Below are 22,484 nucleotides of genomic sequence, written 5' to 3'. Positions count from 1 at the left end.
AGGCGCTACGGGTAGGGGAAGGGCGGGCAGGCCGTCCTGGCACCACCGGAAACGAAAGAAATGGTAATACGAACTATTCCTATTTACAAATCATGAACGGTTCGGTGCGCGGGTGCGCCGTGGCGATCAGCGCAGCAACGGCAACGGGTTGCGGGGGCCGTTCGTGCCGTAGATGCCCCAGTGCAGATGCGGCGGCGTGCCCTTGGCATTGCCGCTGTCGCCCACGTGGCCGAGCAGGTCACCGGCCTGGACCACCTGGCCGCGCGCCAGGCCCTCGGCCCAGCCTTCCAGATGCGCGTAGTAGTAGCGTTCCCGCCCGGGCCCGATCACCCAGGCCTGGCGACCACCGAGGCCGCGTTCGCTGGCATCCGCGATGACGCCGGCAGTGACGCTGCGCACCGGCGTGCCGCGCTGGGCGAAGATATCGATGCCGGCGTGGGAGCGGTCGCGGCCGCGCGGCGCGCCGAAGGTATCGGCGATCTGGCGGGGGCGCACACCCTCCACCGGCACCGGGAGTTCGGTGGCCGGCGGCATCTGCGCGAGTGTCCACAGCATCTTTGGTGCGGCGGCCCAGGGACTGTTCCACAGCGCCATCGCGGCAACGACGGCAATGGCCAGCCACAGACCGCGCAGCAGCCAGCGGCGCAGGCGACCGGCAGGAGAGGACGGAGTGCTCATGGTCTCCGACTGTAGCGTCGAGCCATGCTCGACGGCTGTTGCTCTGCGGTAAAAGCGCAGTCGAGCATGGCTCGACGCTACAGAACCGGTGCCAGCGGGACCTCGAAACTCCGCTTCAAGGTGCCCAGTGCCACCGAGGTACGGAAGCGCTCGATGTTGTCATCGCCACCGAACAAGCGCTCGGTGATCGCCTCGTACTCCTCCATCGACGCCGCCGAAAGCAACAGCAGGAAATCGCCATCGCCGGTGATCGAGTAGCACTGCTGCACGGCCGGGTCGTCCTGTACGCGGCGCTTGAACGGCGCCACCCGCTCGCGCTGCTCGCTGACCACGCGCACCTCGACGATGATGGTCAGCGGCCGCCCGACCTTGGCGGCGGCGACCACCGCTACATTGGCCGCGATCACGCCGCTGTCCTGCAGGCGCTTGATGCGGCGCTGCACGGCCGGGGTGGACAGGTGCACGGCCTCGGCGATTTCGCGCTGCGGCAGGGTGTTGTCCCGCTGCAGCAGGTCGAGGATGGCGCGGTCGAAACTGTCGAGCACGGGGGCGGTGGCCATGGCGAGCAGAAGTTGCACGAACGGGCCGTCAATTGAGCCAAGTGCTCGGCGCCGGCGCAATAGACTTTGCGCATGCAGACCTCACGACTCGCGCCGATGTTGCCGGCGCTGGCGGTGCTCGGCTCGGTCACCTCGCTGGCCATCGGCACCTCCTACGCAAAACACCTGTTCCCGCTGATCGGTGCCCAGGGCACCAGCGCGCTGCGCGTGGGCTTTTCGGCGCTGTTGCTGCTGCTGTTCTGGCGGCCATGGCGCTGGAAGACCAGCCGCGTGGATGCGATCACCATCCTGCGCTACGGGCTCACCCTGGGCCTGATGAACCTGCTGTTCTACATGGCCCTGCGCACGATTCCCTTCGGCATCGCGGTGGCCATCGAGTTCACCGGGCCGCTGACGGTGGCGATGCTGTCATCACGACGACCGATCGACTTCCTGTGGGTAGGCTGCGCGGCGATGGGGCTGCTGTTGCTGTTGCCGATCGGTGGCGGCCCGGCGCTGGACCCGGCCGGCGTGCTGTATGCCGTGGGTGCGGCGGCGTGCTGGGGCCTGTACATCGTGTTCGGCAAGCGTGCCGGCCATCTGCACGCCGGGCATTCGGTGTCGCTGGGGCTGCTGGCGGCGTCGCTGGTGGTGGTGCCGGTGGGCGTGGTGCATGCCGGCGCCGCACTGCTCGATCCGAAGATCCTGGCGGCCGGCCTGCTGGTGGCGCTGGTGTCCAGCGCGATTCCGATGTCGCTGGAGATGATGGCGCTCAAGCGCCTGCCCAAGGAGACCTTCGGCATCCTGATCAGCATGGAGCCGGCAGTGGCCGCGCTGTGGGCGATGCTGCTGCTGCACGAGCACCTGCATGGGCTGCAGTGGCTGGCGATCGGCTGCACGGTGCTGGCCTCGGTGGGCAGCACGATGACCGCGCGGCGGCTGAAGGTGCCGGTCACCGCATGAAAAAAGGGGACGGAGGGGATTAAGTCGTTTGTGCCACAAACGACTTAATCCCCTCCGTCCCCTTTTTTCAGCGCAGGGCGTCGGCCGGGACGTCGATCTGCATCGCCAGGGCGAGGTGATCGGAGAACGCGGCCGGTACGGCTTCCACGGTACGGGTCTGCAGGCCGCTGCTGACCAGGATGTGGTCGATGGCGCGATCGGGGCGCCAGCTGGGGAAGGTCGGCACGATGCAGCCGGGGGGCTGCAGCCGGGTCTTCTGGTACAGCACCTGCATTTCCGGGCGTTCGGCCAGGCAGTTGAAGTCGCCCATCAGGACGGCGTTGGGATGGTCGGACAGCAGCTCGGCAATGAAGCCCAGCTGCGACATCCGCGAACCCGCGCCCAGCGACAGATGGGCTACCGCTACCGCCAGGCCATCGGCGCCGTCGCCGAACTTGGCCAGCAGCACGCCGCGCCCGCCGATGCGGCCGGGCAGGGCGTGATCCTGCACTTCCACCGGTTCCAGCTTGCTCAGCAGGCCGTTGGCGCTGGAGGCGACCCCGCCCATGCGCCGGTTCGGCTGGTGGCTCCAGTAGTTGAAGCCGGCACGCTGGGCCAGGTAGTGGGTCTGGTTGGTGAAGCCCGAGCGCAGGCTGCCCGGGTCGGCCTCCTGCAGGCCGACGATGTCATGTTCGCGCGCCAGGGTGGCGATCGCGTCCAGGCTGCTGCGCTTGCGGCCCGCCGGCAGCGCATGTGACCAGCTGCGGGTCACATAGTCGCTGTAGCGGCGGGTACTTGAGCCGGCCTGGATGTTGGCCGTCAGCAAGCGCAGGGTCCGTGTACGGGGGGAATTCACGGCCGGGAAACGCTTCTCTTGGATCAGTGAGCCTGGGCCGCACCGCGTTCGCGGGCGATCAGGTGGTCGGCAATGCGCAGCATGTCCGGGAAGCTCTTGCCCTTCACCAGGTACTTGCCGTTGACGATGATCGACGGGGTGCCGCTGATCTGGCTGCGCTGGGCGAACTGCTTGGCCGAGTTGGTCTTGGCATTCACCGCGAAGCTGCCCATGGTGGCGGCGAACTGCTTGGGATCCACGCCGTAGGCACCGTAGAACTTGGCGATGTCGTCAACCGAATCGGTGCCGCGCTCGCCCTGCAGGGTCTTCTGCGAATGGATGGCAGCGTACAGGGCTTCGTGGGTCTTCTCCTGCACGCCCAGGGTCTGCGCGGCGTAGAAGGCACGGGCGTAGTTGTCCCAGGTACCGCCGAACATGGCCGGCACGTAGACGAAGTTCACGTCGCTCGGCAGGCCGGCCTTCCACGGGCCGACCAGCGGCTGGAACGCGGCGCAGGCCGGGCAGACATAGCCGAAGATCTCGGTCACTTCGATCTTGCCGGCGGCCGGCTGGAACGGCTGGCCGTTCGGGATCACCTGGTAGTCGGCGCCTTCCACCGGGGCCGGGCCGGTCAGTGCGGTGGTGGTCGGGGCCGGTGCAGCGGCCGGGGCGGATTCAGCCGCGGCCTTCTCGCCTTCGGCAGCGGCCGGGGCGGCGCCTTCGGTACCCGCTGCCGGAGCGGCCGGTTCGGTGGTCGCCGGAGCTGCAGCCGGTTCGGCCGGGGCCGCGGTGGTGTTGGTGCTGCCGTCGTCGGCCTTGCAGGCCGCCAGGATCGGCAGCAGCGCTGCGAGGGCGAGGGCGTAACGGATCTTCATGGAAACGTCTCCAGCATCTGGAAAGGTGGGGCCGGCGTCATGCGCCGGCCAGGGGGAAATGATGACACGCGGCGGCGACAGCGCCGTGTCGGTGGTGGGTGTTGGTTCAGCGGCCGCGGGCGGCGCGGGCCTGGGCGATCAGCGCCGAGGCGATGCGCAGCTGGTCGTCGAAGCTGTCGCCACGGACCAGGTACTGGCCGTTGATGATCAGCGCCGGGGTCCCGGGGATCTTGGTGCGCTGGGCGAACGCGCGGGCGGCATCGACCTTCTTCTGTACGGCATCGCCGCGCAGGGCCTGCAGGTAACGGTCCGGTGTCACGCCATAGGCTTTGTAGAAGGTGGCGAGCTCATCGGCCGAGACGTTCTGCATCGGCAGCGAGCCGTCCTGGTGCAGGGCCTTGAACACGGCGCCATGGCTGCGCTTGGCCACGCCGACTTCGTCGGCGGCGTAGTAGGCCAGTGCCCAGGCATCCCAGGCGCCGCCGAAGGCTGCCGGAACAGGAGTGAAGCGCACATCGGCCGGCAGCTTGGCTGCCCAGGCTTCCAGCTGCGGTTCGAAACGGGCGCAGTGCGGGCAGGTGTAGCCGAAGACCTCGACCACCTCGATCTTGCCGGCCAGCGGCTGGAACGGGCCCGGCTGGGCGATGCGCTCGTAGTCCTTGCCTTCGACCAGCGGGGCATTGGCGGGGGTGGCGGCGCAGGCTACCAGCGGCAGCAGCACCAGCACAGACAACAGCAGGCGGGAAATCAACCTCATCGACACGCATCTCCGTTGAAAAAAGCAACGCCGGCGCGGTCGCCGGCGTGAAGGAAACATACCGCAGCCGCGGGCCGGCGTGGCGACCCGGGCCGACCAGTGGTGGTCAGGGGGCGGCAGCCGGTTGTGCCGGCGCGGTGGCAACGGCCACGTCGTCGGCCTTGTTGTGCAGGCCCTGCAGGTAGCTCGACAGCGCCTGCACCTCCTGCTCGCTCAGCTTCTGCGCAACCGTAGCCATGATCTGGAAGTGCGCCTTGTCGGTCTCGTTGGTCTGGCCGGCCTGGTATTCCTGCAGGCGGCGCGCGACATAGCTGGCGTGCTGGCCGCCGATGTGCGGATAGGCCGGGCCCGGATTACCGGCGCCACTGGGGCCGTGGCAGGCCATGCAGGCCGGCAGGCCACGCTTGGCATCGCCGCCACGGTACAGCTGCTGGCCGATCTCGTAGAACTTCATGCCCTTGTAGGGGCCGTCGGTGACCGCCGTGTCATCGGCGATGCCGGCAGTGGCCTTCTGCGTGGCGAAGAACGCGCCGATGTCGCGCATGTCCTGCGGGGTGAGGTTCTGTACGAACGGCACCATCGCCACCGCCGCGCCGGAGCTGCGCTGCCCGTTGGCGATCAGGGCCATCTGCTGGGCGACGTAGCGTTCGCTCTGGCCGGCGATGGACGGGTACATCTCCACCGTGGAATTGCCGTCGGCGCCATGGCAGGCCGCGCAGGCCGAGGCCTTGGTCTGGCCGGCCTTGGCATCGCCCCAGTGGGTCTTGCTGAAATCGACCTCCAGCGAGGCGGTGTTGATCGGCCCGTTGTCGGGCAGCGGGGTCAACGTGGTCTGCGCGAACGCAGCAGCGGCAACAACTACGGCAGTGGCAAGGGCGGATACGGCAAGAACGCGAGCGTGGCGCATGCTAAAGCTCCGTATGGACCGGGCCGGGCGGTGGCCGCCGGCATCGCCCGGATTATCAACGCCGTTTCCGCGCACGGTCAACGCAGCAGTGCAGCAAAATGCCCGCAAAGGCCGCCGGCACGGGCGCGCGGCGCCGCAACATGCGATCCTAGGCACATGTCATTGCTCATCGAACGCGCCCGTTACCACCTTTCGGCCCATAACGTGCGGCAGCTGCCGCCCGACGAAGGGGCCGAAGTGGCCTTCGCCGGCCGCTCCAACGCCGGCAAGTCCAGTGCGCTCAACGCGCTGACCCGCCAGAACGCCCTGGCCCGTGTCTCCAAGACGCCCGGCCGCACCCAGCAGCTGGTGTTCTTCCAGGTCACCCCGGAAGCCCATCTGGTCGATCTGCCCGGTTACGGTTACGCCAAGGTGCCGCTGGACCTGCAGGCGCACTGGCAGGCCTTCATCGACAGGTATTTCCGCACCCGCGAAGCCCTCAAGGGCCTGGTGGTGGTGATGGATATCCGCCACCCGCTGAAGGACTACGACCGGCAGATGCTGGCCTATGCCGTGCAGCGTGGCCTGCCGGCGCATGCGTTGCTGACCAAGGCCGACAAGCTAAGCCGCAGCCAGCAGATGCAGTCCCTGCAGAAGGTGCGCAAGGAGCTGCAGTCGGCATACGGCGACAGCGTCAGCGTGCAGGTGTTCTCCGGCGAAGACCGTACCGGCGTGGACGAAGCCCGCGGCGTGATCGGCGGCTGGCTGGGGCTGGAGTAAGGCGGCCTGCGGTCGGCCTGCCTTTTCGTCGGGGTGTACGGATGGAAGGATTTGCTGCAACGCTCTGGCAACGGCACGGGGCGGGTGACGGTGCTCGCGTCGAAGCGGCCTGCACCTTGCTCTCTGCCCTCGATTTCCTCCAGCAGGACGCATTGGGCCAAGCCGCAAGGCTGCCGCAGTGTCTTGCCTGTGAGGTCCAGTCATCGGTCCTGATGCCTCTGGTGGTCGTCATGGACGGTCTGGCCGATCAGGTGCCGCCATTGGGCCAGCAGGCGCTGCTGAGGCTTCGCGCATCCTGCGCTGAGCTCGATGCGACCTCGCTCAACTGTTCTGATTCCCGGATCTTCGAACACGCGCAGTGGCAGGCGATCCGTATGGACGCGCGGCAAGCGGGTTCGTACTTGGCGTTGCAGGAACTGCTGCCGTACCTGGACGAACTACGAGACGCGCCGCGTCTGGCACCCGGCCGCTAGGGCCGGGCATGACCCGGCCCTAGCGGTCTGCTTCCGGGTAGTGCCGGCCACTGGTCGGCAATACCTCATTTCAACGGCGAGTACTCCGCCGGCACCCACGCATAGGCCTTGCCCTCGCCACGTACATGGCCCAGACCGGGGAACGGCAGGTGCGCACCGGCCACCCACCAACCGTTGGCGGTGGCCTGCTGCAGCAGGCCGCGACGGCTGGCGATGGCCGCTTTGCGGTCCGAATCGGCCTCGAAGGCCGCCTCCGGGTGCGCGAACTGCACCGCGTGGAAGTGCAGCACATCGCCCCACACCAGCAGTGACTGGCCCTGGCTGTCGAACCGGTAGGAGACATGGCCAGGCGTATGGCCATGGGTGTCCATCGCCACCGCGCCACCGGGCAGGGCATCGCCGGGACTGAAGGTGCGCAGGTGGCCGCTGGCCTGATAGGGCGCTACCGCGTTGCGCGCCAGCGGGAAGGCAAAGCGCACGCCCTTCGGCGCGGTGGCCTCGCTGGCCGGGTTGAGCCAGTAGTCGGCATCGGCCTTGGACAGCCACACCGTGGCATTCGGGTAGGCCGGCTTGCCCTGCGCGTCGAGCACGCCGCACAGATGGTCCGGATGGGCGTGGGTCAGCAGCACCTCATCCACCTCGGCCGGGTCCACGCCGGAGGCGCGCAGGTTGCCCAGCACCTGGCCCAGGCCGGGGCCGAAGCACTGCGCGGTACCGGTATCGACCAGGGTCAGGTGGTTGCCCTGGCGCACCAGGAAAGCATTGATCGCGGTCTGCAGGCCCTTCTTGTCTTCGGGCACGTAACGGCCTTCCAGCAGGCGGCTGACCAGCGTCGGCGGCACGCCCACGACTTCCTGCCGGCCCAGCGCGACCACGCCATCGAACAGAGCGGTGACCTGCAGCGCACCGACGCGCTGGTGGTAGACGCCGGGGACCTGCTGGGTGGGGGCAGGCGACGTGGTTTCGGCCAGCGCGGCCAGTGGCAGGGATGACAGGGCCAACAGCAGGGCGTGGTGCAGCGGCAGGGGACGCAGGGACATGATGGTTCTCGGTGGACGACGGGTGGTTCCGTTGCCGCATAGCGTGCCGTGGCCGACGTGTGTGCGGCGCTCAAACCACTACGCGGAATGCTCAGGGAAGGGGTGTTGTCTGCAGGGCTGCGCCCTGCACCCGCAGAGGCAACGGCAACGGCCGAAGCAACAGCAACAGCCGAAGCAACAGCAACAGCGGGCTATCCGTGGGATGGCGGGGTGGGTCCGGTTGCGGGGGGCCGCTGCAAGTACCCCTCCGGGGCCCGGCCCAGCCGCTGGCGGCTGTGCGTTCGGGCGCTTGCGAAGCAATGCTTCGCAAGCAAAGCGCCCTCACCCATGTAAGCTCGGTCGCCGCTTGCTCGTGTGCGCAGTCCTGCGCACACGGCAAGACCGGGGTTGGGCGTCCTGCCCAACCCGCCCGAGGCATGCCTCGGGCCCATGCGGCTCACGCCCCCGCAACCGGACCCACCCCGCCTTCGACAGTTTTCTGCGATCTGTCGGAACGGCAAACTGCTCTGGTGGGTGTCGACCTTGGTCGACACAGTAGATCCACGCCATGCGTGGATGGATCATTCGATATCTGACAGATGTGTCGACCAAGGTCGACACCTACCAACAGCACACGGAATCTGTCAGAGGCGGGGTGGTGTGGGTGGGCAGGACCGTTGGCGCCATGGATGGCGCCATCGAGCCCCCATGGTGAGGTGACCCCCGAGACTTGGACGGGGTCAGGCGGCCGATTGGGCCTGCTCCCGGTACTTTATCGGGCTCAGACCTTTCAGTTTCAGTTTGATGCGTTCTTCGTTGTAGTACTGGATGTATTCCACCAGCCCAGCCTCCAGACTCTCGAGGCTGTCAAAGCTGTTCAGGTAGAAGAACTCCGACTTCAGCGTTCCAAAGAAGCTCTCCATCGCCGCATTGTCCAGGCAGTTGCCGCGCCGGGACATGCTTTGCTTCAACGAGTGCTTTTCCAGCATGTGCCGGTAGTTTTCATGCTGGTACTGCCAGCCCTGGTCGGAGTGGATCATGGGGCGCTCATCCGGGGAAAGCTTCTTGATGGCCTCCTCCAGCATTTGACCCACCAGATCAAATACGGGCCGACGCTTGATCTGATAAGCCACGATTTCGCCGTTGTAGAGGTCCATGATCGGCGACAGGTACAGCTTCATACCCTGCACCTTGAACTCGGTCACGTCAGTCACCCACTTCTGGTTGGGCCGCTCGGCATGGAACTGGCGATTGAGGTCATTGCCAACCACAACATTGGCCGCCCCCTTGAAGGCCTGGTAGCGCTTCACACGCACCCGCGATTTCAGTCCCATCTCCCCCATCAGGCGCTGAACCCGCTTGTGATTGGTCCGATGACCCTGATTGGCTAATTCCAGCGTCACCGTGCGATAGCCATAGCGCCCTTGGCTTTGATCGTAGATTGCACGGATGCGCTCGCACAGGGCTGCCTCATCCTGATCCGGATGGGCCAGGACATGGTTCTGGTAATAGAACGTACTGCGTGACAGCTCAGCTGCTTCAAGCAGAAGCGACAGCGTATGAACCTGCCTCAATCCTTGGACGGCTTGCGCTTTGCGTCCTGCGCCGCCTGCTCTTCCCGGATCAAGGCATCGAGTTTTTTTAGGTAGTCGGTCTCCGCACGCAGATAGGCGACTTCCTTGAGCAGCTCATCGCGGCTCATATCTTCAGGCGGCTTGGACGAACGGGTCTTTTTCATCGGCTTTCGGGGCGGCGGCGGAGGGGGTGCCAACGCTTGGGCACCACCTTGAGCATACAGGCGCCGCCATCGTCCCACCGCGCCGGCATCGCCAATTTGAAAGTAGGTGGTGGCCTCCCGCCCGGACAAGCCGTCCTGGCTCATCTTCTCCAGGACAGCCAGTTTGAACGGGAGGTCATAGGACCGGGCCTGGCGATGAAATCCCCGCCTACCATGCAGCCGATAGGTCGCCACCCAGCGCCTGACCGTGGAGAACTCCAGGCCGTGGCGACGGGCAATGGCTTTGACCGATGTGGAGGTCTTGCAGGCCTCTTTGGCGACCTGCAGTTTGAAACGCGCGTCGTATTTGTTCATGTATCCCTCGGGGTTGGATCTGGTGTCCAACTCCCGGGGGTCACTTCATGGATGGGTTTACGGCGTGTCCTGCCCACCCACACCGCCCCGCCATCCCTCGGATAGCCGCTGTTGCTGTTGCTTCGGACGTTGCTGTTGCCTCTGCGGGTGCAGGGCGCAGCCCTGCCGAACCCCCTTCAAATGTCTGTGGGAGCCAGTCCGTACTGCTCGGCGAAGCGCTTGCTGAAACTCGCCGCAGACCGGTAGCCCGCGCGTGCTGCGACGGTCTTCAATGGCAGGTCCGTGGTGTAGAGCAGCTGCATGCCATGCGCCAGCCGGGCCTCGGTAAGCAGCTGGCGCAGGCTGGTGTCCTCGGCGGCGAGACGACGACGCAGGGTCGCACCGCTCAGCGCGAACTGTTCTTCCACATCACGCGATTGCCAGTCGCGTGCCGGTTCGGCGGCGATGCGGTCGCGGATCTGTTCGCCCAGGCTCGGCGCCTGCGGCAGCAGCAGGTTGCCGTGGCCCTGCCGGCACAGGGTCAATACCAGCGAGGCCAGGGCCAATCGTGCCTCGCTGTAACGGCCGTCCTGCAGCGATTGCCGCCACTGGCGCAGCACCGGGCCATGGTCGATCAACGGCAGACGTGCCATCGCCTGGCCAGGGGCGGGAAGGTCCTCGCTCCACAGCGTGCGTGCGGCCGCCAGCACTTCGGCACACAGCGGCACGATGGCACTGAGGTAGCGGCCGGTCCCCGGGTCGGGCGTGTTGACCACATCGATGCGGCAGCGCTGGGTCAGCAGCAGGATGTCGCCGGGGATGAATTCCAGCGACTGGTGCGCGGTGCGCACCTGCTTGCGGCCCTCCAGCAGGATCGCGAACTGCGGTTGCGGAATCTCCACCGAGCTGGCGCCATGCTCGCGACGGGCGGTGATGCAGGCATAGCCTTCGGCGCGCTCACAGCCCGCCAGACTGGCCATCTCGGCCAGCAGTGCGGTGGCCGGGGGCAGCATGGCGGTCATGTCACGTGTGCGCCGAGCAGGCGACCGACGCCGGCGGCCGCGGCCATCGCCAACGCGCCCCAGAACATCACCCGGATCGCGCCGCGTACCGGCGGTGCGCCACCGGCCTGGGCCGCCATCGCGCCGGTCAGGCACAGGCCGAGCAGAGTGCTGGCGGTGGTCATCATCGCGACCTTGTCGACCGGCGCGAGCAGCGCGGTCAGCACCGGCAGTGCCGCACCACAGGTGAAGGCGCCGGCCGAGGCCAGCGCTGCCTGCAGCGGGCGCGCGCGCAGGGTATCGGTGATGCCCAGCTCGTCGCGGGCGTGGGCGCCCAGTGCGTCGTGGGCGGTGAGCTGCTCGGCCACCTGCCGCGCCAGCGCCGGCTCCAGGCCGCGGTGGCGGTAGATCGCGGCCAGCTCTTCCAGCTCGCTGTGCGGATCTTCGTGCAGTTCGCGCTTTTCCATCGCCAGGTCGGCGTCTTCGGTGTCGGCCTGGGTCTGCACGGAGACATACTCTCCAGCAGCCATCGACATCGCGCCGGCCACGGTGCCAGCCACGCCGGTGGCCAGAATGGTCGCCACGGAGGCGCCGCTGGCGGCCACGCCGACCACCAGGCCGGCCACCGAGACGATGCCATCGTTGGCCCCCAGCACGGCGGCACGCAGCCAGCCGACGCGCTCGGAGCGGTGCAGTTCGGGGTGTCGTGAATGGCGGCTCATGGCCCCGAGTGTACGAGGGTCAAGAGGGCGTCGGTAGGATGCTGAAAACCGTCTCCGTCGCATGACGCAACGGGTCGCCACGCTATAGTGCGCCCTTGCGATGGAAGGCCCCGGGCCCCACATCCCCCGCCACTGTCCAGCGAGCCTTCCCCTTGTCGAGCCCCAGCCACGTCGCCGATACACCCATTACCGACCGCTCGCAGCTGGTGGAGGTGATCGCCTCCGGCGAGAAACCCCGCGCGCAGTGGCGCATCGGCACCGAGCACGAGAAGTTCGGGTTCCGCCTGGATGACCTGCGCCCGCCGACCTTCGAGGGCGAGCGCGGCATTGAGGCACTGCTCAACGGCCTGGTCCGCTTCGGCTGGGAGCCGGTGCAGGAGAACGGCAACACCATCGCCCTGCTGCGCGATGGTGCCTCGGTCACGCTGGAACCTGCCGGTCAGTTGGAACTGTCCGGCGCGGCGCTGGAGACCATCCACCAGACCTGCGTGGAGACCGGCACCCATCTCAACGAAGTGGCACAGGTGGCCGGTGAGCTGCAGCTCGGCTTCCTCGGCATGGGCTTCCAGCCGAAGTGGAAGCGCGATGAGATGCCATGGATGCCGAAGGGCCGCTACAAGATCATGCGCGCGTACATGCCCAAGGTCGGTTCGCTGGGCCTGGACATGATGACCCGCACCTGCACGGTGCAGGTGAACCTGGACTACGCCACCGAAGCGGACATGGTGAAGAAGTTCCGCGTGTCGCTGGCGCTGCAGCCGATCGCCACCGCGCTGTTCGCCGATTCGCCGTTCACCGAAGGCAAGCCGAACGGCTACCTGAGCTACCGCTCGCATATCTGGACCGACACCGACGCCGACCGCACCGGCATGCTCGACTTCGTGTTCGAGGATGGCTTCGGTTACGAGCGCTATGTCGATTACCTGCTCGACGTGCCGATGTATTTCTCCTACCGCGATGGCATCTACCACGACGCCAGCGGGCAGAGCTTCCGCGATTTCATGCAGGCCAAGCTGCCGGTGCTGCCGGGCGCGCTGCCGACGCTGCGCGACTGGTCGGACCACATGACCACCGCGTTCCCGGAAGTGCGCCTGAAGAAGTATCTGGAAATGCGCGGTGCCGACGGTGGCCCGTGGAGCCGCCTGTGTGCGCTGCCGGCATTCTGGGTGGGCCTGTTGTACGACGACACCGCACTGGATGCGGCCTGGGACCTGGTGCGTGACTTTACCTTGGCCGAGCGCCATGCACTGCGCGACGGCGTGCCGAAGCATGCGATGAACCTGCCGTTCCGCACTGGCAGCGTGCGCGACCTGGCCCGTGAAGCGGTGAAGATTTCCGTCGAAGGCCTCAAGCGCCGCGCGGCGCGCAATGCCGACGGCCAGGACGAGAGCAAGTTCCTGGACGTGCTGCAGGAGATCGTCGAGTCCGGCCTGACCCCGGCCGAACGCAAGCTGGCGCTGTTCCATGGCCGCTGGCACGGCGACGTTGATCCGGTGTTCCGCGAATTCGCGTATTGATTCGATTGCGGTAGCGCCGGGCCATGCCCGGCGTCGATGTCAGCCCGGCTTGCCGTCGCGCCGTGGGCTCAGGTAGATCCAGCCCAGCCGTGCCACCCACGGTGCCAGGGCCAGCAACCAGCCGATGGCTGCGGCGAAATGCCACGCATAGGCGTCGGGCATCAGTTCGGCAGCGATGCGCATGATCGCCACCGCCTGCAGCGCGACGAACGCAAACCAGGCCACTGCCGGCATCACCAGCGGTCGGCCGGAATGGCCCTGGGTGACCCGGGTCACCATCGCCACCAGCAGGCTGCCGAACAGGCCCACGGCGAGGGCATGCAGCGGCGCGCGGCCGAGCAGTTGCGGATGGCCCAGCATCTGGCCGATGTCCTGCAGCAGATACAACGCGAAGCTGATCGGCAGCCACGCCAGTGCCAGGAACAGGGCCGCGAGCAGGCCCGGCATCGGCCCGCGTGGCCACCAGTGCCATAGCGCCTGCAGCGATAACATCAGCAGCGGCGCATCGGCCAGCCACAGCAGGTGGTCGATCTGCAACGCGCTCAACAGCAGGCGCAGCATCAGCAGCGCCCACATCGCAGCCAACCAGCGCAGCGGGCGCCACGCCACATAGCCATCCACCACGTTGTTGGCGAAGAACGGGATCATCCGGTGCGCGACGGTGAGGTAGACCGGCAGCAGCAGGCCGAAGGTGCCGAGTGCCACCGTGACCGGCATCAGCGTGGCGTGTCCGCGCCCCACCGCCATGAACAGCAGCAGCCCCAGCCAGCCCAGCAGCAGTGCGGCATAGCAGGCGCGCGCATGCCAGTTGCGGTTGGGACCGGCGGCCTTGAGCACGCGTCCCAGCACGATCAGTCCGGCGCTCCAGCCGGCCAGTGCCAGCAGCAGGCCGGGCCACAGCCCGGGTGTCCACCCGCAGGCGGCGGCAATCAGCAACGCCTGCCCACCAAACAGGCCGATGCCGACCGGCGCATAACGGCTGCGTGGCAGCTCCGGCTGTGCCATCCAGCGCGGGAACACGGTGAGCAGGAAGCCGAAGATGAAACTGGGCAGTACCAGGTACTGCATCAGCAGCGCGTGCAGCCAGGCCGGAGGCAGCGGCGGTGGCTGCGGCGTCCACAACCCGCGCAATGCGCCCAGCCACAACGCCCACCACAGCATTGCCAGCAGCAGGTTGCTGGCGCCGATGAAGAACAGCAGCCGGTGCGGCGCGCGCATCAGCATCGCAGGGGAGGGTAGGCGGGCCATGCAGCGAGTCTGCGCCCGGCTGCTGGCCGGGTCCTTGATCTTCGTCATGCCCAAGGAGGGAGGCAACCGCTTCGCTCGCCGGGCATGGCCCGGCGGACGGGCCGTGCAACGCAAACAAGAAACCCCGGCAGTGCCGGGGTTCTTCGTTCACAGTCGCCGATCGATCAGGCGGCGTTCTTCATCGTCGCCATGTCGATCACGAAGCGGTAGCGCACATCGTTCTTCGCCATGCGCTCCCAGGCTTCGTTGACGTTCTTGATGTCGATCATCTCGACATCGCTGACGATGCCGTGCTCGGCGCAGAAATCCATCATTTCCTGGGTTTCGGCCATGCCGCCGATCGCCGAGCCGGTCAGGTGCTTGCGGCCGAAGATCACGCTGCCGCCGGTCAGCGGCGGATCCAGTTCGGTCAGCACGCCGACCAGGCACATGGTGGCCTCACGCTTGAGCAGGCCCATGTACGGGTTGGTGTCATGGCCAACCGGAATAGTGTTGAGCAGGAAGTCGAAGCTGCCGGCATGCGCCTTCATCTGCACGGCATCGCGCGAGACCAGCACTTCATCGGCACCCAGGCGCTTGGCGTCGGCACCCTTTTCCGGCGTGGTGGTGATCATCACCACGTGCGCGCCGAGGGCCTTGGCGAACTTCACGCCCATGTGGCCGAGGCCACCGAGGCCGATCACGCCGACCTTCTGGCCCGGGCCGACCTTCCAGTGGCGCAGCGGCGACCAGGTGGTGATGCCGGCACACAGCAGCGGCGCGGCTGCCTTGAGGTCGAGGGTGTCGGACACCTTCACCACGAAGCGCTGCTCGACCACCACGTGGTCGGAATAGCCGCCATACGTCGGCGCGCCGCTTTCGCGCTCACGGCCGTTGTAGGTCCAGGTCGCGCCTTCGGCGCAGTACTGCTCCAGGTCGTGCTCGCAGGCGTCGCAGTGGCGGCACGAGTCGACCATGCAGCCCACGCCGGCGTGGTCGCCCACCTTGAAGCGGGTGACGTTGCTGCCGACCTCGGTGACGCGGCCAATGATCTCGTGGCCCGGCACCATCGGGTAGATCGAGCCACCCCAGTCGTCGCGGGCCTGGTGCAGGTCGGAGTGGCAGATGCCGCTGTAGAGGATCTCGATACGTACATCGTCCGGGCCGACCGCGCGGCGTTCGAACTCGTAGGGGATCAGCGGGTCGGTATGTGAATAGGCGGCGTAACCACGGGCGAGGGACATGGGGAATCCTTGGCAGGGTTTGTCGAAAGGCGCTTTACAATACGCCCCGTACCCAACGGCAGAAAGCCCGGATATCGGCATGATTCATCAAGTGAAACTGCACAATCATGGCCACTGACAATCTCTCCCACCTGGCTGCGTTCGCCGCAGTCGCCCGCCACCGCAGCTTCCGCCGTGCCGGCGCCGAGCTGGCGCTGTCGACCTCGGCGGTGAGCTATGCGATCCGCGCGCTTGAAGAACGGTTGGGGGTGGGCCTGTTTCATCGCACCACCCGCAGCGTGGCCCTGACCGAGGCCGGGCAGCGCCTGCTGGAGCGCCTGCAGCCGGCCTTGGGGCAGGTGCACGATGCGTTGGAGGAGATGAACCAGTTCCGTGCTGTCCCGGCTGGCCTGCTGCGCATCAACGCCACCCGTGCTGCGGTGGCGACACAGCTGGGACCACGGCTGGCGCGCTTCCTGCACGCCCATCCCGACGTGCGGGTGGAGCTGACCGAGAACGACGGCCTGGTCGACATCGTCGCCGAGGGCTACGACGCCGGCGTGCGCCTGCACGAGTTCGTGCCCGAGGACATGGTGGCAGTGCCGATGGGGCCACCACTGCGCGGGCTGATTGTCGGCTCGCCGGACTACCTGCGCCGACGTCCGGCCCCGCAGCATCCGCGTGACCTGGCCATGCATGAGTGCATCCGCTTCCGCTTCGCCAGCGGGCACCTGTACAAGTGGCAGTTCGAGCGCGCTGGGCACGCGCTGGAAATCGACGTGCCCGGACGGCTGACGCTGGGCGAGCAGGGCACCGTGGTCGGCGCGGTACTCGATGGCATCGGCCTGGCCTACGTGCTGGAAGACACCGCGCGGCCCTACATCGAATCGGGGCAGATGGTGGCGGTGCTGGAAGACTGGAGCGAGCCGTTCGCCGGCTTCGCGCTGTACTACCCGAAGCAGCGGCAGATGCCCGGTGCGCTGCGTGCGTTCGTGGATATGCTGCGCGAGTGAATCGCGGTGGATGATGTGGTGCCGACTAACGGTCGGCACCTACCGGGATGGCGTCCACCAGGACCAGACCAGTAGATCCACGCCATGCGTGGATGCCTCTCCAGGAATCTCCGCGCAATACGTGGGGACCGATGAATACTCGGACTTCTACGACAGTTCAGAGGCCGCGGAGAGGTTGTCCACCATCTTCCGATACATTGCCGTGAGCTGGACGGTCTGGCGGCGGCTTACTTCTGTCTGAAGTCCTGTCAGAAGATAGTCCTTCCAGCGTGCGTCCAGCATCGTTGAGAAATGGCGGAACAGCCGCCATTCGTCATCTACGTTTGGTACCCCGCGCTTCGACAGGTGGTTCACCACCGCGCTCAGATCGTCGTTGGGATGGCACCTGTCCGGTCTTCCAATTCCAGGATGTGCTGAGTTGCGATTGCAGAGAGCATGAAAGTAGATGTAGGTAAAATGGCGCACGGGCTCGCGGATATCCCAGCTCCACAGCTCGCCTTCAAAACAGTTCGCACGGATGTAGTCCATCACGGACATGCGCTGCTGATGTAGATTCTGGATTTCTGCGCCGTGATCACAGGTATGTCGTTCGCTTGCGAAGCCTCTGAGAATGCACCAGTAGAGAAAGAAGGCGGTAGCCTGATCCCAATATTCCCACCTGTCTGAATTGGCATTCTGCCCTGGACGATCATTTCCAGCCGCAGCGTAGCTTGGCAAGGAGTAGCGGTGCATCTGTGCAAGTTTGATCTGCCAGCGCCGAGGCGTGCTGGGGAGGGCAAGCACGCAGTCTGGACGAGTTGTGAGCATCGCGGCCGTTCTCTTGGGCATATCTTCAACAATGAGTTGAGGAGCCGCCTCAACCAAATCCTCAGCGAGGGAGGTCGGAGACAACTGCAAAGGCAGGTTGTCTACTGTTGCCGGATCAAACCAGATCGAGTCTACCCAGCAGACGAAGTGGCGGCCCGATTTCCGGGGCGGGTAGTACTCGGGTGCGAGAACCTCGTGACTCCAGCTGATTTCCAGGCCCGTGGGGCGGTGAGACATTCCGCCAACAGAGTTGGAGTACGCGAAGGAAGTCGGCTTCGGTTCCTTCGCTCCGATGCGTTCGGCAATGGAAAGGACCGGATCGCTATCGATTCGTTGCCCCAGGAGATTGCAGAGTTCGGAAAAGAGATATCGCATGTGACCGCGCCGAAGAGATCGACCACGAATAGTCCCTGCAGTCTTTCCAGTAGGCCATACAAGAAGTTGCAAAGAGCCCTGCGAGGTAGCTTCGCCTGAATGCGTGGCACACAGCTGCGGCTTACTGGTTGACTACGGCGCCTGCAACACCGGCCCCAACAACGCCATGCACTCACGCAGATGCACCTCTACCGGCGCATCCTCGGCCACCACACCGATCACGCGTTCGCGCAGCGGCTCGGCCACGGCCATCGCCAGGATCAGCCGTGCCATGCACGCGGCATCTCCCTCGCGCAGCAGCCCGCGCTGCTGCTGACGCGCCAGCCAGTCGGCCAGCAGCGCACGGCCGCGTTCGATGCCATTGTCCAGATAGGCCTGCAGCAGCGCGTCCTTGCCGGGAAAGTCGGTGGCCAGCAGCCGGAATACCTGCACTGCCTGCGCCGACAGTGCCTGCGCGCACACCGCGTGCAGGATGGCCTGCAGCAACGGCATCACCTCATCGGCGTCGTGCGCATCGCGCTGCAACTGCGGCGCGAAGCCGTCGGTCCACTCGCGCACGGCCAACCCGACCAGTTCTTCGCGGTTGCTGGCGTGGCGGTACACGGTCTTCTTCGCTACCCCGGCGTGCGCCGCCACCGCTTCGATGGTGGTGGCCTCGTAACCCTGTGCCAGCAGCAGCTCCAGCGTGGCCTGCAGCACGGCGTGGCGGACTTCGGCTTCCGGCCGCGCAGGGCGGCCGCGGCGGCGGATTGGTGAGGGTGGCTCGGGCAGGGTGGTGCTGTTCATTGCGCCCATCTTACCGCATTCGGATAATTGCGAAACGAAGAGCGTTTCCGTATTGTCAGGTCTCCCGACATGCAGGAGACCCCGATGGATACCGCTGTGAACGCCCGCGCCTGGCTGGACCACCACGATCTGCTCGACCCCGCACCGATGCGCTTGGAAACCGGCATCCAGCGCCGCGAAGATGGCACCCTGCTGGTGGCGGTGCGTACCGATCTGCACGGTTGCAAGGGCCGCATGCTGGACTGGTGGTTCACCTTCTTCGAGACCACACAGCACATCCGCTGGTGGCATCCGGTCGATCATGTCGAGCATCGCGGCTGGGACGCGGCCTGGCAGCGTGGACGCAGCTACCACGGTGCCAGCATCCACGCCGTGGAATCGCTGGCTGACATTCCGCCGGTGGCGGCGCGCCTGAAGTTCCATGACCCGCGCACGTTGCTGGTGCCCGAGCGCCTGCAGGTGGCACAGGATGCAGGCGATGTGTCGGCGGTGATCGCCGCGCGCATCGGCTTCGGAGATCACGTACGCCTGGATGCAAACGGTGATCCCTGCGACGGGCAGATGCTGCATGTCGCGCGCGATACGCCGTTTGGCTGCGTGCTGCGCAGCCGCTTCGTGCTCGGCCTGGACAGCACCGATCCGCACTGCGATGCCGGCGATGCGGTCGGCCTGGGCCTGCTCAAGCACTGCTACACGGAGTTCAGTTTCCTCTCGCGCCTGCTGCCGTCGCTGTACTACGGTGAGCGCGCCAACGGTGAAGCGGCGCCATTGCCGTGGTGAACGATGCGCCGGTCACTCGGCCAGCGCGTCGTAGCCTTCGCCACTGAACTGGATCAGGCAGAAGCCGTGGCCGAACGGATCGGCCAGCACGGCGATGCGCCCCCAGCGGCGCTCGCGCACGGACTGCTCAAGCGTCGCCCCGGCCGCAACCGCACGGACCAGTGCGGCTTCGATGTCATCCACCACCCAGTCCAGGTGCAGCGGCGTCCAATGGCGCTCGTAGTCGCGCACGTCGCCGTCTTCGGTGGCGGCGCTGCCGGCCTCGTTCTGCAGCAGGTACAGCGGCGTTGGCCCACCGAGCAGCTCCACGGCGCCCGGGCCTAGACGGCGCCCGATGCGCAGGCCGAAGGCTCGGATGTAGAAGTCCTCGGCAGCGGCAAGATCGGGGACATCGAGGTTGACGATGAACGATGCGGTGGGCGTATCCATGGCCAGATCCGGTGGATGCGGGTGGGCAGTGTACGCCCGCATCCACGCATCGCGTGGCTCTACTGCGCGCGCGGGTAGTCGAGGTAGCCTGCCTCGCCGCCACCGTAATAGGTATTGCGGTCGGGCGTGGCCAGCGCGACGTTGTGCTGCAGGCGTTCGACCAGATCCGGGTTGGCGATGAACGGCTGGCCGAATGCGGCCAGGTCGATGGTGCCGGCCTCGACCAGCTGCAGGGCGCGTTCGCGGGTCATGCCACCGGCCAGGATCAACGTGCCACCGTAGACCTGCTTGAACTGCTGCAGGAACGCCTCGCCCAGCACCGACTGCCCCGCCTGCAGGTTGTCGTTGAGATGCACATAGGCCAGCCCGCGCTTGCCCAGTTCCTCGGCCAGGTACAGATAGGTGGCTTCGTTGTCGGGGTAGAACGGCATGTCGAAGGTGAGGTTGTTCGGTGCCAGGCGTACGCCGATTCGGTGCGCGCCGATGCGCTGGGCCATCGCATCCACCGTCTCCAGGATCAATCGCGCGCGGTTCGGCAGCGAGCCGCCGTAGCGGTCCTCGCGTTCGTTGATGAGCGGGTTGAGGAACTGCTCGAACAGGTAGCCGTTGGCGGCATGCAGTTCGATGCCGTCGAAGCCGGCGGCAATGGCGTTGTCCGCCCCGCGTACGAAGTCGTCGATGATGCCGGGGATCTCCGCAGTCTCCAGTGCACGTGCCGGGGTGGGATCGGCATGGCCGCGGCTGCCGTCGTCCAGATAGACGAACGAGGTGTTCTTCGGTGCGCTGGCCACCGGGCGGGTACCGGCGCTGACCGGTTGTCCGCCCTCAGGCTGCAGCGAGGAATGCGACATGCGGCCGACGTGCCAGAGCTGGGCGAAGATCGTGCCCTGCGCGGCATGCACCGCCTCGGTGACGAGCTTCCACCCGGCCACCTGCTCGGCCGACCAGATACCCGGCACGTCGATGTAGCCCTGGCCCTGCGGCGAGACCGGCGTGCCTTCGCTGATGATCAGGCCGGCGCTGGCACGCTGCCGGTAGTACTGCGCGGTGAGCTCATTGGCGACCGAGCCGGGGTTGCGGGCACGGGTCATCGGGGCCATCGCGATGCGGTTGCGCAGGGCGATGCCTGTCAGGTCGAACGGACGGAACAGGGCGGCGGTCATGTTGGTCATCTCGGTGCGGGGAAGAGCGCCAGCGGCGCGATGCACACAGGATGGAGTTGACATGTGGGCGCATAAAGCGCTTCGATCTCCCTTGGTGGGGGACTATTTGTCCCCAATGGGGTGCGAACGATGCTGCCGCTGGAATCCTTGAATGGCCTGGTGACGTTCGTCACGACCGCACGCTCGGGCAGCTTCACCGAGGCGGCAGACGCGCTGGGCATCTCGCGCTCGGCGGTGGGCAAGGCCATCGCCCGTCTGGAAGCGCGGCTGGGGGTGCGCCTGTTCCATCGCACTACGCGGCGCATCGCACTGACCACTGATGGCGAGGCGTACTACGCCTCCTGTGCGGCGGCGCTGGAAGAAATCTCCGCGGCCGAGGCCTGTCTGGGTTCGGCGGGCCTGCCCAGCGGGCGGCTGCGCATCGACATGCCGTCCTCGTTCGGGCGGCTGGTGGTGCTGCCGGTGCTGCTGCGGTTGTGCCGCCAGTATCCGGACCTGCAGTTGACGATGACCTTCACCGATCACTTCGTCGATCCGGTCGAAGAGGGCATCGACCTGCTGATCCGTTTCGGTGGGCTGCACCAGGCCGAGCACCTGGTCGCGCGCCGGCTGGGGCGCCAGCGCCTGGTCACCTGCGCATCGCCGGCGTACCTGCAGGCGCATGGCGTGCCGCGCACGGTGCAGGAACTGGCGCAGCACCGCAGCATCGTCGGCTTCCGCCACGGGCAACCGATCTGGTGGCGGATCGGCAGCGAGGAGGACGAGGGAACGTTCATTCCCAGTGCGCCCTATCAACTCAATGATGGCGACGCGGTGATCGAAGCGGCCATCGCCGGCCTCGGCATCTGCCAGATGCCCATTTCACTGGTGCGCCGCCATCTCGATTCCGGCGTGCTGCAATCGGTGCTGGACGAACACATGCAGCGGCACATCGACATCCATGCGCTGTGGCCACCGACGCGCCACCTGCGGCCGAAGGTGCGCTACGTGGTGGATGAGCTGACCCGGTTGGCGGGTGAGGGCGTGTTTGACTGAGCTGGGTATCAGTAGTCGACGATCCGGGCGGACGTGTCTTCGCCTTCCTGGAGTGCTTCAAATACCTCAGCCAGAAGAGCAATCAGATCGCGTCCATGTGCGGTCACGAAGTAGGTCGCCAGGCTGTCGATGTCGGGAGCGATATCGTCTCCCCACGGTGGATGCTGGGTTCGATCATCGAGCGACCAGATGACACGGGCTGGCGGCAGATCGGCCAGCTCACGTCGAACCATATGCAGTTCGGCCAGTGCGTCGGCAGCATCTGATTGCTGCAGTCTGCCGGCATATAGCTGCCTCATGAGGATAGGGAATCGGCTTCCCCATCCATCCGGTTCGAGATTCCCGGAGATGGTTGAGAAGAACGCGTACAGGAAGCTGGAACTTCCTATCTCATCGGTGATCTGTCCAAGCCGGATGCCGACTGTCATGCGCGTGAACCCCAATGACTCGCCGGAGCTGCAGGCAGAATGTAGGCGATCTTCTGGTGGTGCTTCATCGATTTTCATTCCGCGTGATGTTCCCTTGATGGTCGGCCCCGCTAGAGGGGGACG

Annotated in this window: 24 protein-coding genes; 7 read left to right on the top strand and 17 right to left on the bottom strand. The window is 66.4% G+C overall.

What is annotated here, in order from left to right; genetic code table 11:
• Window positions 1-126 precede the first annotated feature (126 nt).
• Both ACZLIB_RS19460 and ACZLIB_RS19455 read right to left on the bottom strand, forming a co-directional pair.
• Window positions 127-678 carry a M23 family metallopeptidase gene (locus ACZLIB_RS19460; protein ID WP_478468476.1) on the bottom strand — a complete coding sequence of 184 codons (552 nt, stop codon included), beginning with the start codon at window positions 676-678 and terminating at the stop codon, window positions 127-129.
• 77 nt (window positions 679-755) lie between these two features.
• A complete protein-coding gene (locus tag ACZLIB_RS19455; RefSeq protein WP_049400468.1) occupies window positions 756-1,238 on the bottom strand; it encodes an Lrp/AsnC family transcriptional regulator in 483 nt (160 codons plus the stop codon).
• 72 nt (window positions 1,239-1,310) lie between these two features.
• Here ACZLIB_RS19455 and ACZLIB_RS19450 point away from each other — a divergent pair, with 72 nt between their 5' ends.
• Window positions 1,311-2,180: an EamA family transporter gene (locus ACZLIB_RS19450; protein ID WP_478468475.1), complete on the top strand. Its 870-nt coding sequence runs from the start codon at window positions 1,311-1,313 to the stop codon at window positions 2,178-2,180.
• A gap of 67 nt (window positions 2,181-2,247) precedes the next feature.
• Here ACZLIB_RS19450 and ACZLIB_RS19445 read toward each other — a convergent pair whose 3' ends face one another.
• From ACZLIB_RS19445 to ACZLIB_RS19430, 4 genes are all read right to left on the bottom strand, one after another.
• Window positions 2,248-2,985, bottom strand: coding sequence for an endonuclease/exonuclease/phosphatase family protein (locus ACZLIB_RS19445; RefSeq protein WP_005419292.1), 738 nt, complete (start codon window positions 2,983-2,985; stop codon window positions 2,248-2,250).
• 53 nt (window positions 2,986-3,038) lie between these two features.
• Window positions 3,039-3,869 carry a thiol:disulfide interchange protein DsbA/DsbL gene (locus tag ACZLIB_RS19440; RefSeq protein WP_478468473.1) on the bottom strand — a complete coding sequence of 277 codons (831 nt, stop codon included), beginning with the start codon at window positions 3,867-3,869 and terminating at the stop codon, window positions 3,039-3,041.
• 106 nt (window positions 3,870-3,975) lie between these two features.
• Window positions 3,976-4,626, bottom strand: a complete 651-nt coding sequence (locus ACZLIB_RS19435) for a thiol:disulfide interchange protein DsbA/DsbL (RefSeq protein ID WP_049400466.1) — start codon at window positions 4,624-4,626, stop codon at window positions 3,976-3,978.
• Window positions 4,627-4,732: 106 nt separating this feature from the next.
• Window positions 4,733-5,533: a c-type cytochrome gene (locus tag ACZLIB_RS19430; RefSeq protein WP_478468472.1), complete on the bottom strand. Its 801-nt coding sequence runs from the start codon at window positions 5,531-5,533 to the stop codon at window positions 4,733-4,735.
• Window positions 5,534-5,689: 156 nt separating this feature from the next.
• On the opposite strand from ACZLIB_RS19430, the gene yihA reads away from it, so the two are divergent.
• Both yihA and ACZLIB_RS19420 read left to right on the top strand, forming a co-directional pair.
• The gene (gene yihA, locus ACZLIB_RS19425) at window positions 5,690-6,292 is read left to right on the top strand and encodes a ribosome biogenesis GTP-binding protein YihA/YsxC (RefSeq protein WP_478468471.1); all 603 of its coding nucleotides are present in this window, start codon (window positions 5,690-5,692) and stop codon (window positions 6,290-6,292) included.
• A gap of 41 nt (window positions 6,293-6,333) precedes the next feature.
• On the top strand, window positions 6,334-6,765 hold the full coding sequence (locus ACZLIB_RS19420; RefSeq protein ID WP_478468470.1) for a hypothetical protein: 432 nt from the start codon (window positions 6,334-6,336) through the stop codon (window positions 6,763-6,765).
• Between the two features lie 65 nt (window positions 6,766-6,830).
• On the opposite strand, the gene ACZLIB_RS19415 is transcribed toward ACZLIB_RS19420, so the two are convergent.
• The 4 genes from ACZLIB_RS19415 to ACZLIB_RS19400 form a co-directional block, all read right to left on the bottom strand.
• Window positions 6,831-7,805 (bottom strand): MBL fold metallo-hydrolase, encoded by a 975-nt coding sequence (locus ACZLIB_RS19415; RefSeq protein WP_478464403.1) that lies wholly within the window; start codon window positions 7,803-7,805, stop codon window positions 6,831-6,833.
• Window positions 7,806-8,524: 719 nt separating this feature from the next.
• A protein-coding gene (locus tag ACZLIB_RS19410) for an IS3-like element ISStma2 family transposase (RefSeq protein WP_132810585.1) occupies window positions 8,525-9,876 on the bottom strand; the annotation gives its coding sequence in 2 pieces (ribosomal slippage) (window positions 8,525-9,429 and window positions 9,429-9,876; 1,353 coding nt in all).
• A gap of 176 nt (window positions 9,877-10,052) precedes the next feature.
• Window positions 10,053-10,877, bottom strand: a complete 825-nt coding sequence (locus ACZLIB_RS19405; RefSeq protein ID WP_049400270.1) for a helix-turn-helix transcriptional regulator — start codon at window positions 10,875-10,877, stop codon at window positions 10,053-10,055.
• A complete protein-coding gene (locus tag ACZLIB_RS19400; RefSeq protein ID WP_478468468.1) occupies window positions 10,874-11,578 on the bottom strand; it encodes a VIT1/CCC1 transporter family protein in 705 nt (234 codons plus the stop codon). The genes ACZLIB_RS19405 and ACZLIB_RS19400 overlap by 4 nt, the downstream gene beginning before the upstream one ends.
• A gap of 152 nt (window positions 11,579-11,730) precedes the next feature.
• Between ACZLIB_RS19400 and ACZLIB_RS19395 the strand changes: the two genes are divergently transcribed.
• A complete protein-coding gene (locus tag ACZLIB_RS19395; RefSeq protein WP_032129893.1) occupies window positions 11,731-13,095 on the top strand; it encodes a glutamate--cysteine ligase in 1,365 nt (454 codons plus the stop codon).
• Between the two features lie 39 nt (window positions 13,096-13,134).
• On the opposite strand, the gene ACZLIB_RS19390 is transcribed toward ACZLIB_RS19395, so the two are convergent.
• Together ACZLIB_RS19390 and ACZLIB_RS19385 are read right to left on the bottom strand one after the other, a co-directional pair.
• On the bottom strand, window positions 13,135-14,391 hold the full coding sequence (locus ACZLIB_RS19390) for an NnrS family protein (protein ID WP_478468467.1): 1,257 nt from the start codon (window positions 14,389-14,391) through the stop codon (window positions 13,135-13,137).
• Between the two features lie 116 nt (window positions 14,392-14,507).
• The gene (locus ACZLIB_RS19385) at window positions 14,508-15,566 is read right to left on the bottom strand and encodes an NAD(P)-dependent alcohol dehydrogenase (RefSeq protein ID WP_478468465.1); all 1,059 of its coding nucleotides are present in this window, start codon (window positions 15,564-15,566) and stop codon (window positions 14,508-14,510) included.
• A gap of 107 nt (window positions 15,567-15,673) precedes the next feature.
• Between ACZLIB_RS19385 and ACZLIB_RS19380 the strand changes: the two genes are divergently transcribed.
• Entirely contained in the window at window positions 15,674-16,558 is an 885-nt protein-coding gene (locus ACZLIB_RS19380) for a LysR family transcriptional regulator (protein WP_478468463.1), read from the top strand.
• Between the two features lie 147 nt (window positions 16,559-16,705).
• On the opposite strand, the gene ACZLIB_RS19375 is transcribed toward ACZLIB_RS19380, so the two are convergent.
• Both ACZLIB_RS19375 and ACZLIB_RS19370 read right to left on the bottom strand, forming a co-directional pair.
• Window positions 16,706-17,740, bottom strand: coding sequence for a DUF7832 domain-containing protein (locus ACZLIB_RS19375; protein WP_478468461.1), 1,035 nt, complete (start codon window positions 17,738-17,740; stop codon window positions 16,706-16,708).
• A 132-nt stretch (window positions 17,741-17,872) separates the two neighbouring features.
• Entirely contained in the window at window positions 17,873-18,535 is a 663-nt protein-coding gene (locus ACZLIB_RS19370) for a TetR/AcrR family transcriptional regulator (RefSeq protein ID WP_478468459.1), read from the bottom strand.
• A 75-nt stretch (window positions 18,536-18,610) separates the two neighbouring features.
• Between ACZLIB_RS19370 and ACZLIB_RS19365 the strand changes: the two genes are divergently transcribed.
• Complete coding sequence (locus ACZLIB_RS19365) at window positions 18,611-19,306, top strand: DAPG hydrolase family protein (RefSeq protein WP_201117311.1); 696 nt, start codon at window positions 18,611-18,613, stop codon at window positions 19,304-19,306.
• Between the two features lie 12 nt (window positions 19,307-19,318).
• Here the strand turns inward: ACZLIB_RS19365 and ACZLIB_RS19360 are convergent, their stop codons facing one another.
• Window positions 19,319-19,735 carry a VOC family protein gene (locus ACZLIB_RS19360; protein WP_329810798.1) on the bottom strand — a complete coding sequence of 139 codons (417 nt, stop codon included), beginning with the start codon at window positions 19,733-19,735 and terminating at the stop codon, window positions 19,319-19,321.
• Window positions 19,736-19,794: 59 nt separating this feature from the next.
• Window positions 19,795-20,898 carry an alkene reductase gene (locus ACZLIB_RS19355; protein WP_478468457.1) on the bottom strand — a complete coding sequence of 368 codons (1,104 nt, stop codon included), beginning with the start codon at window positions 20,896-20,898 and terminating at the stop codon, window positions 19,795-19,797.
• Window positions 20,899-21,027: 129 nt separating this feature from the next.
• Here ACZLIB_RS19355 and ACZLIB_RS19350 point away from each other — a divergent pair, with 129 nt between their 5' ends.
• Entirely contained in the window at window positions 21,028-21,933 is a 906-nt protein-coding gene (locus tag ACZLIB_RS19350; RefSeq protein WP_121504395.1) for a LysR family transcriptional regulator, read from the top strand.
• An 8-nt stretch (window positions 21,934-21,941) separates the two neighbouring features.
• Here ACZLIB_RS19350 and ACZLIB_RS19345 read toward each other — a convergent pair whose 3' ends face one another.
• Window positions 21,942-22,439 (bottom strand): Imm70 family immunity protein, encoded by a 498-nt coding sequence (locus ACZLIB_RS19345; RefSeq protein ID WP_478468455.1) that lies wholly within the window; start codon window positions 22,437-22,439, stop codon window positions 21,942-21,944.
• Window positions 22,440-22,484: the final 45 nt, after the last annotated feature.

Source organism: Stenotrophomonas sp. 220_Sma (assembly GCF_056487375.1).
The sequence above is the reverse complement of the archived record's forward strand: the minus strand, read 5'-3'. Positions and strand labels throughout refer to the sequence as shown.

Excerpts from the sequence above, each read along its gene's own strand:
- ACZLIB_RS19460 (WP_478468476.1), bottom strand. The coding sequence starts at position 678 with ATGAGCACTCCGTCCTCTCCTGCCGGTCGCCTGCGCCGCTGGCTGCTG.
- ACZLIB_RS19455 (WP_049400468.1), bottom strand. The coding sequence starts at position 1,238 with ATGGCCACCGCCCCCGTGCTCGACAGTTTCGACCGCGCCATCCTCGAC.
- ACZLIB_RS19450 (WP_478468475.1), top strand. The coding sequence starts at position 1,311 with ATGCAGACCTCACGACTCGCGCCGATGTTGCCGGCGCTGGCGGTGCTC.
- ACZLIB_RS19440 (WP_478468473.1), bottom strand. The coding sequence starts at position 3,869 with ATGAAGATCCGTTACGCCCTCGCCCTCGCAGCGCTGCTGCCGATCCTG.
- ACZLIB_RS19435 (WP_049400466.1), bottom strand. The coding sequence starts at position 4,626 with ATGAGGTTGATTTCCCGCCTGCTGTTGTCTGTGCTGGTGCTGCTGCCG.
- ACZLIB_RS19430 (WP_478468472.1), bottom strand. The coding sequence starts at position 5,533 with ATGCGCCACGCTCGCGTTCTTGCCGTATCCGCCCTTGCCACTGCCGTA.
- yihA (WP_478468471.1), top strand. The coding sequence starts at position 5,690 with ATGTCATTGCTCATCGAACGCGCCCGTTACCACCTTTCGGCCCATAAC.
- ACZLIB_RS19420 (WP_478468470.1), top strand. The coding sequence starts at position 6,334 with ATGGAAGGATTTGCTGCAACGCTCTGGCAACGGCACGGGGCGGGTGAC.
- ACZLIB_RS19415 (WP_478464403.1), bottom strand. The coding sequence starts at position 7,805 with ATGTCCCTGCGTCCCCTGCCGCTGCACCACGCCCTGCTGTTGGCCCTG.
- ACZLIB_RS19405 (WP_049400270.1), bottom strand. The coding sequence starts at position 10,877 with ATGACCGCCATGCTGCCCCCGGCCACCGCACTGCTGGCCGAGATGGCC.
- ACZLIB_RS19400 (WP_478468468.1), bottom strand. The coding sequence starts at position 11,578 with ATGAGCCGCCATTCACGACACCCCGAACTGCACCGCTCCGAGCGCGTC.
- ACZLIB_RS19390 (WP_478468467.1), bottom strand. The coding sequence starts at position 14,391 with ATGACGAAGATCAAGGACCCGGCCAGCAGCCGGGCGCAGACTCGCTGC.
- ACZLIB_RS19385 (WP_478468465.1), bottom strand. The coding sequence starts at position 15,566 with ATGTCCCTCGCCCGTGGTTACGCCGCCTATTCACATACCGACCCGCTG.
- ACZLIB_RS19380 (WP_478468463.1), top strand. The coding sequence starts at position 15,674 with ATGGCCACTGACAATCTCTCCCACCTGGCTGCGTTCGCCGCAGTCGCC.
- ACZLIB_RS19375 (WP_478468461.1), bottom strand. The coding sequence starts at position 17,740 with ATGCGATATCTCTTTTCCGAACTCTGCAATCTCCTGGGGCAACGAATC.
- ACZLIB_RS19370 (WP_478468459.1), bottom strand. The coding sequence starts at position 18,535 with ATGGGCGCAATGAACAGCACCACCCTGCCCGAGCCACCCTCACCAATC.
- ACZLIB_RS19365 (WP_201117311.1), top strand. The coding sequence starts at position 18,611 with ATGGATACCGCTGTGAACGCCCGCGCCTGGCTGGACCACCACGATCTG.
- ACZLIB_RS19360 (WP_329810798.1), bottom strand. The coding sequence starts at position 19,735 with ATGGATACGCCCACCGCATCGTTCATCGTCAACCTCGATGTCCCCGAT.
- ACZLIB_RS19355 (WP_478468457.1), bottom strand. The coding sequence starts at position 20,898 with ATGACCGCCGCCCTGTTCCGTCCGTTCGACCTGACAGGCATCGCCCTG.
- ACZLIB_RS19350 (WP_121504395.1), top strand. The coding sequence starts at position 21,028 with ATGCTGCCGCTGGAATCCTTGAATGGCCTGGTGACGTTCGTCACGACC.
- ACZLIB_RS19345 (WP_478468455.1), bottom strand. The coding sequence starts at position 22,439 with ATGAAAATCGATGAAGCACCACCAGAAGATCGCCTACATTCTGCCTGC.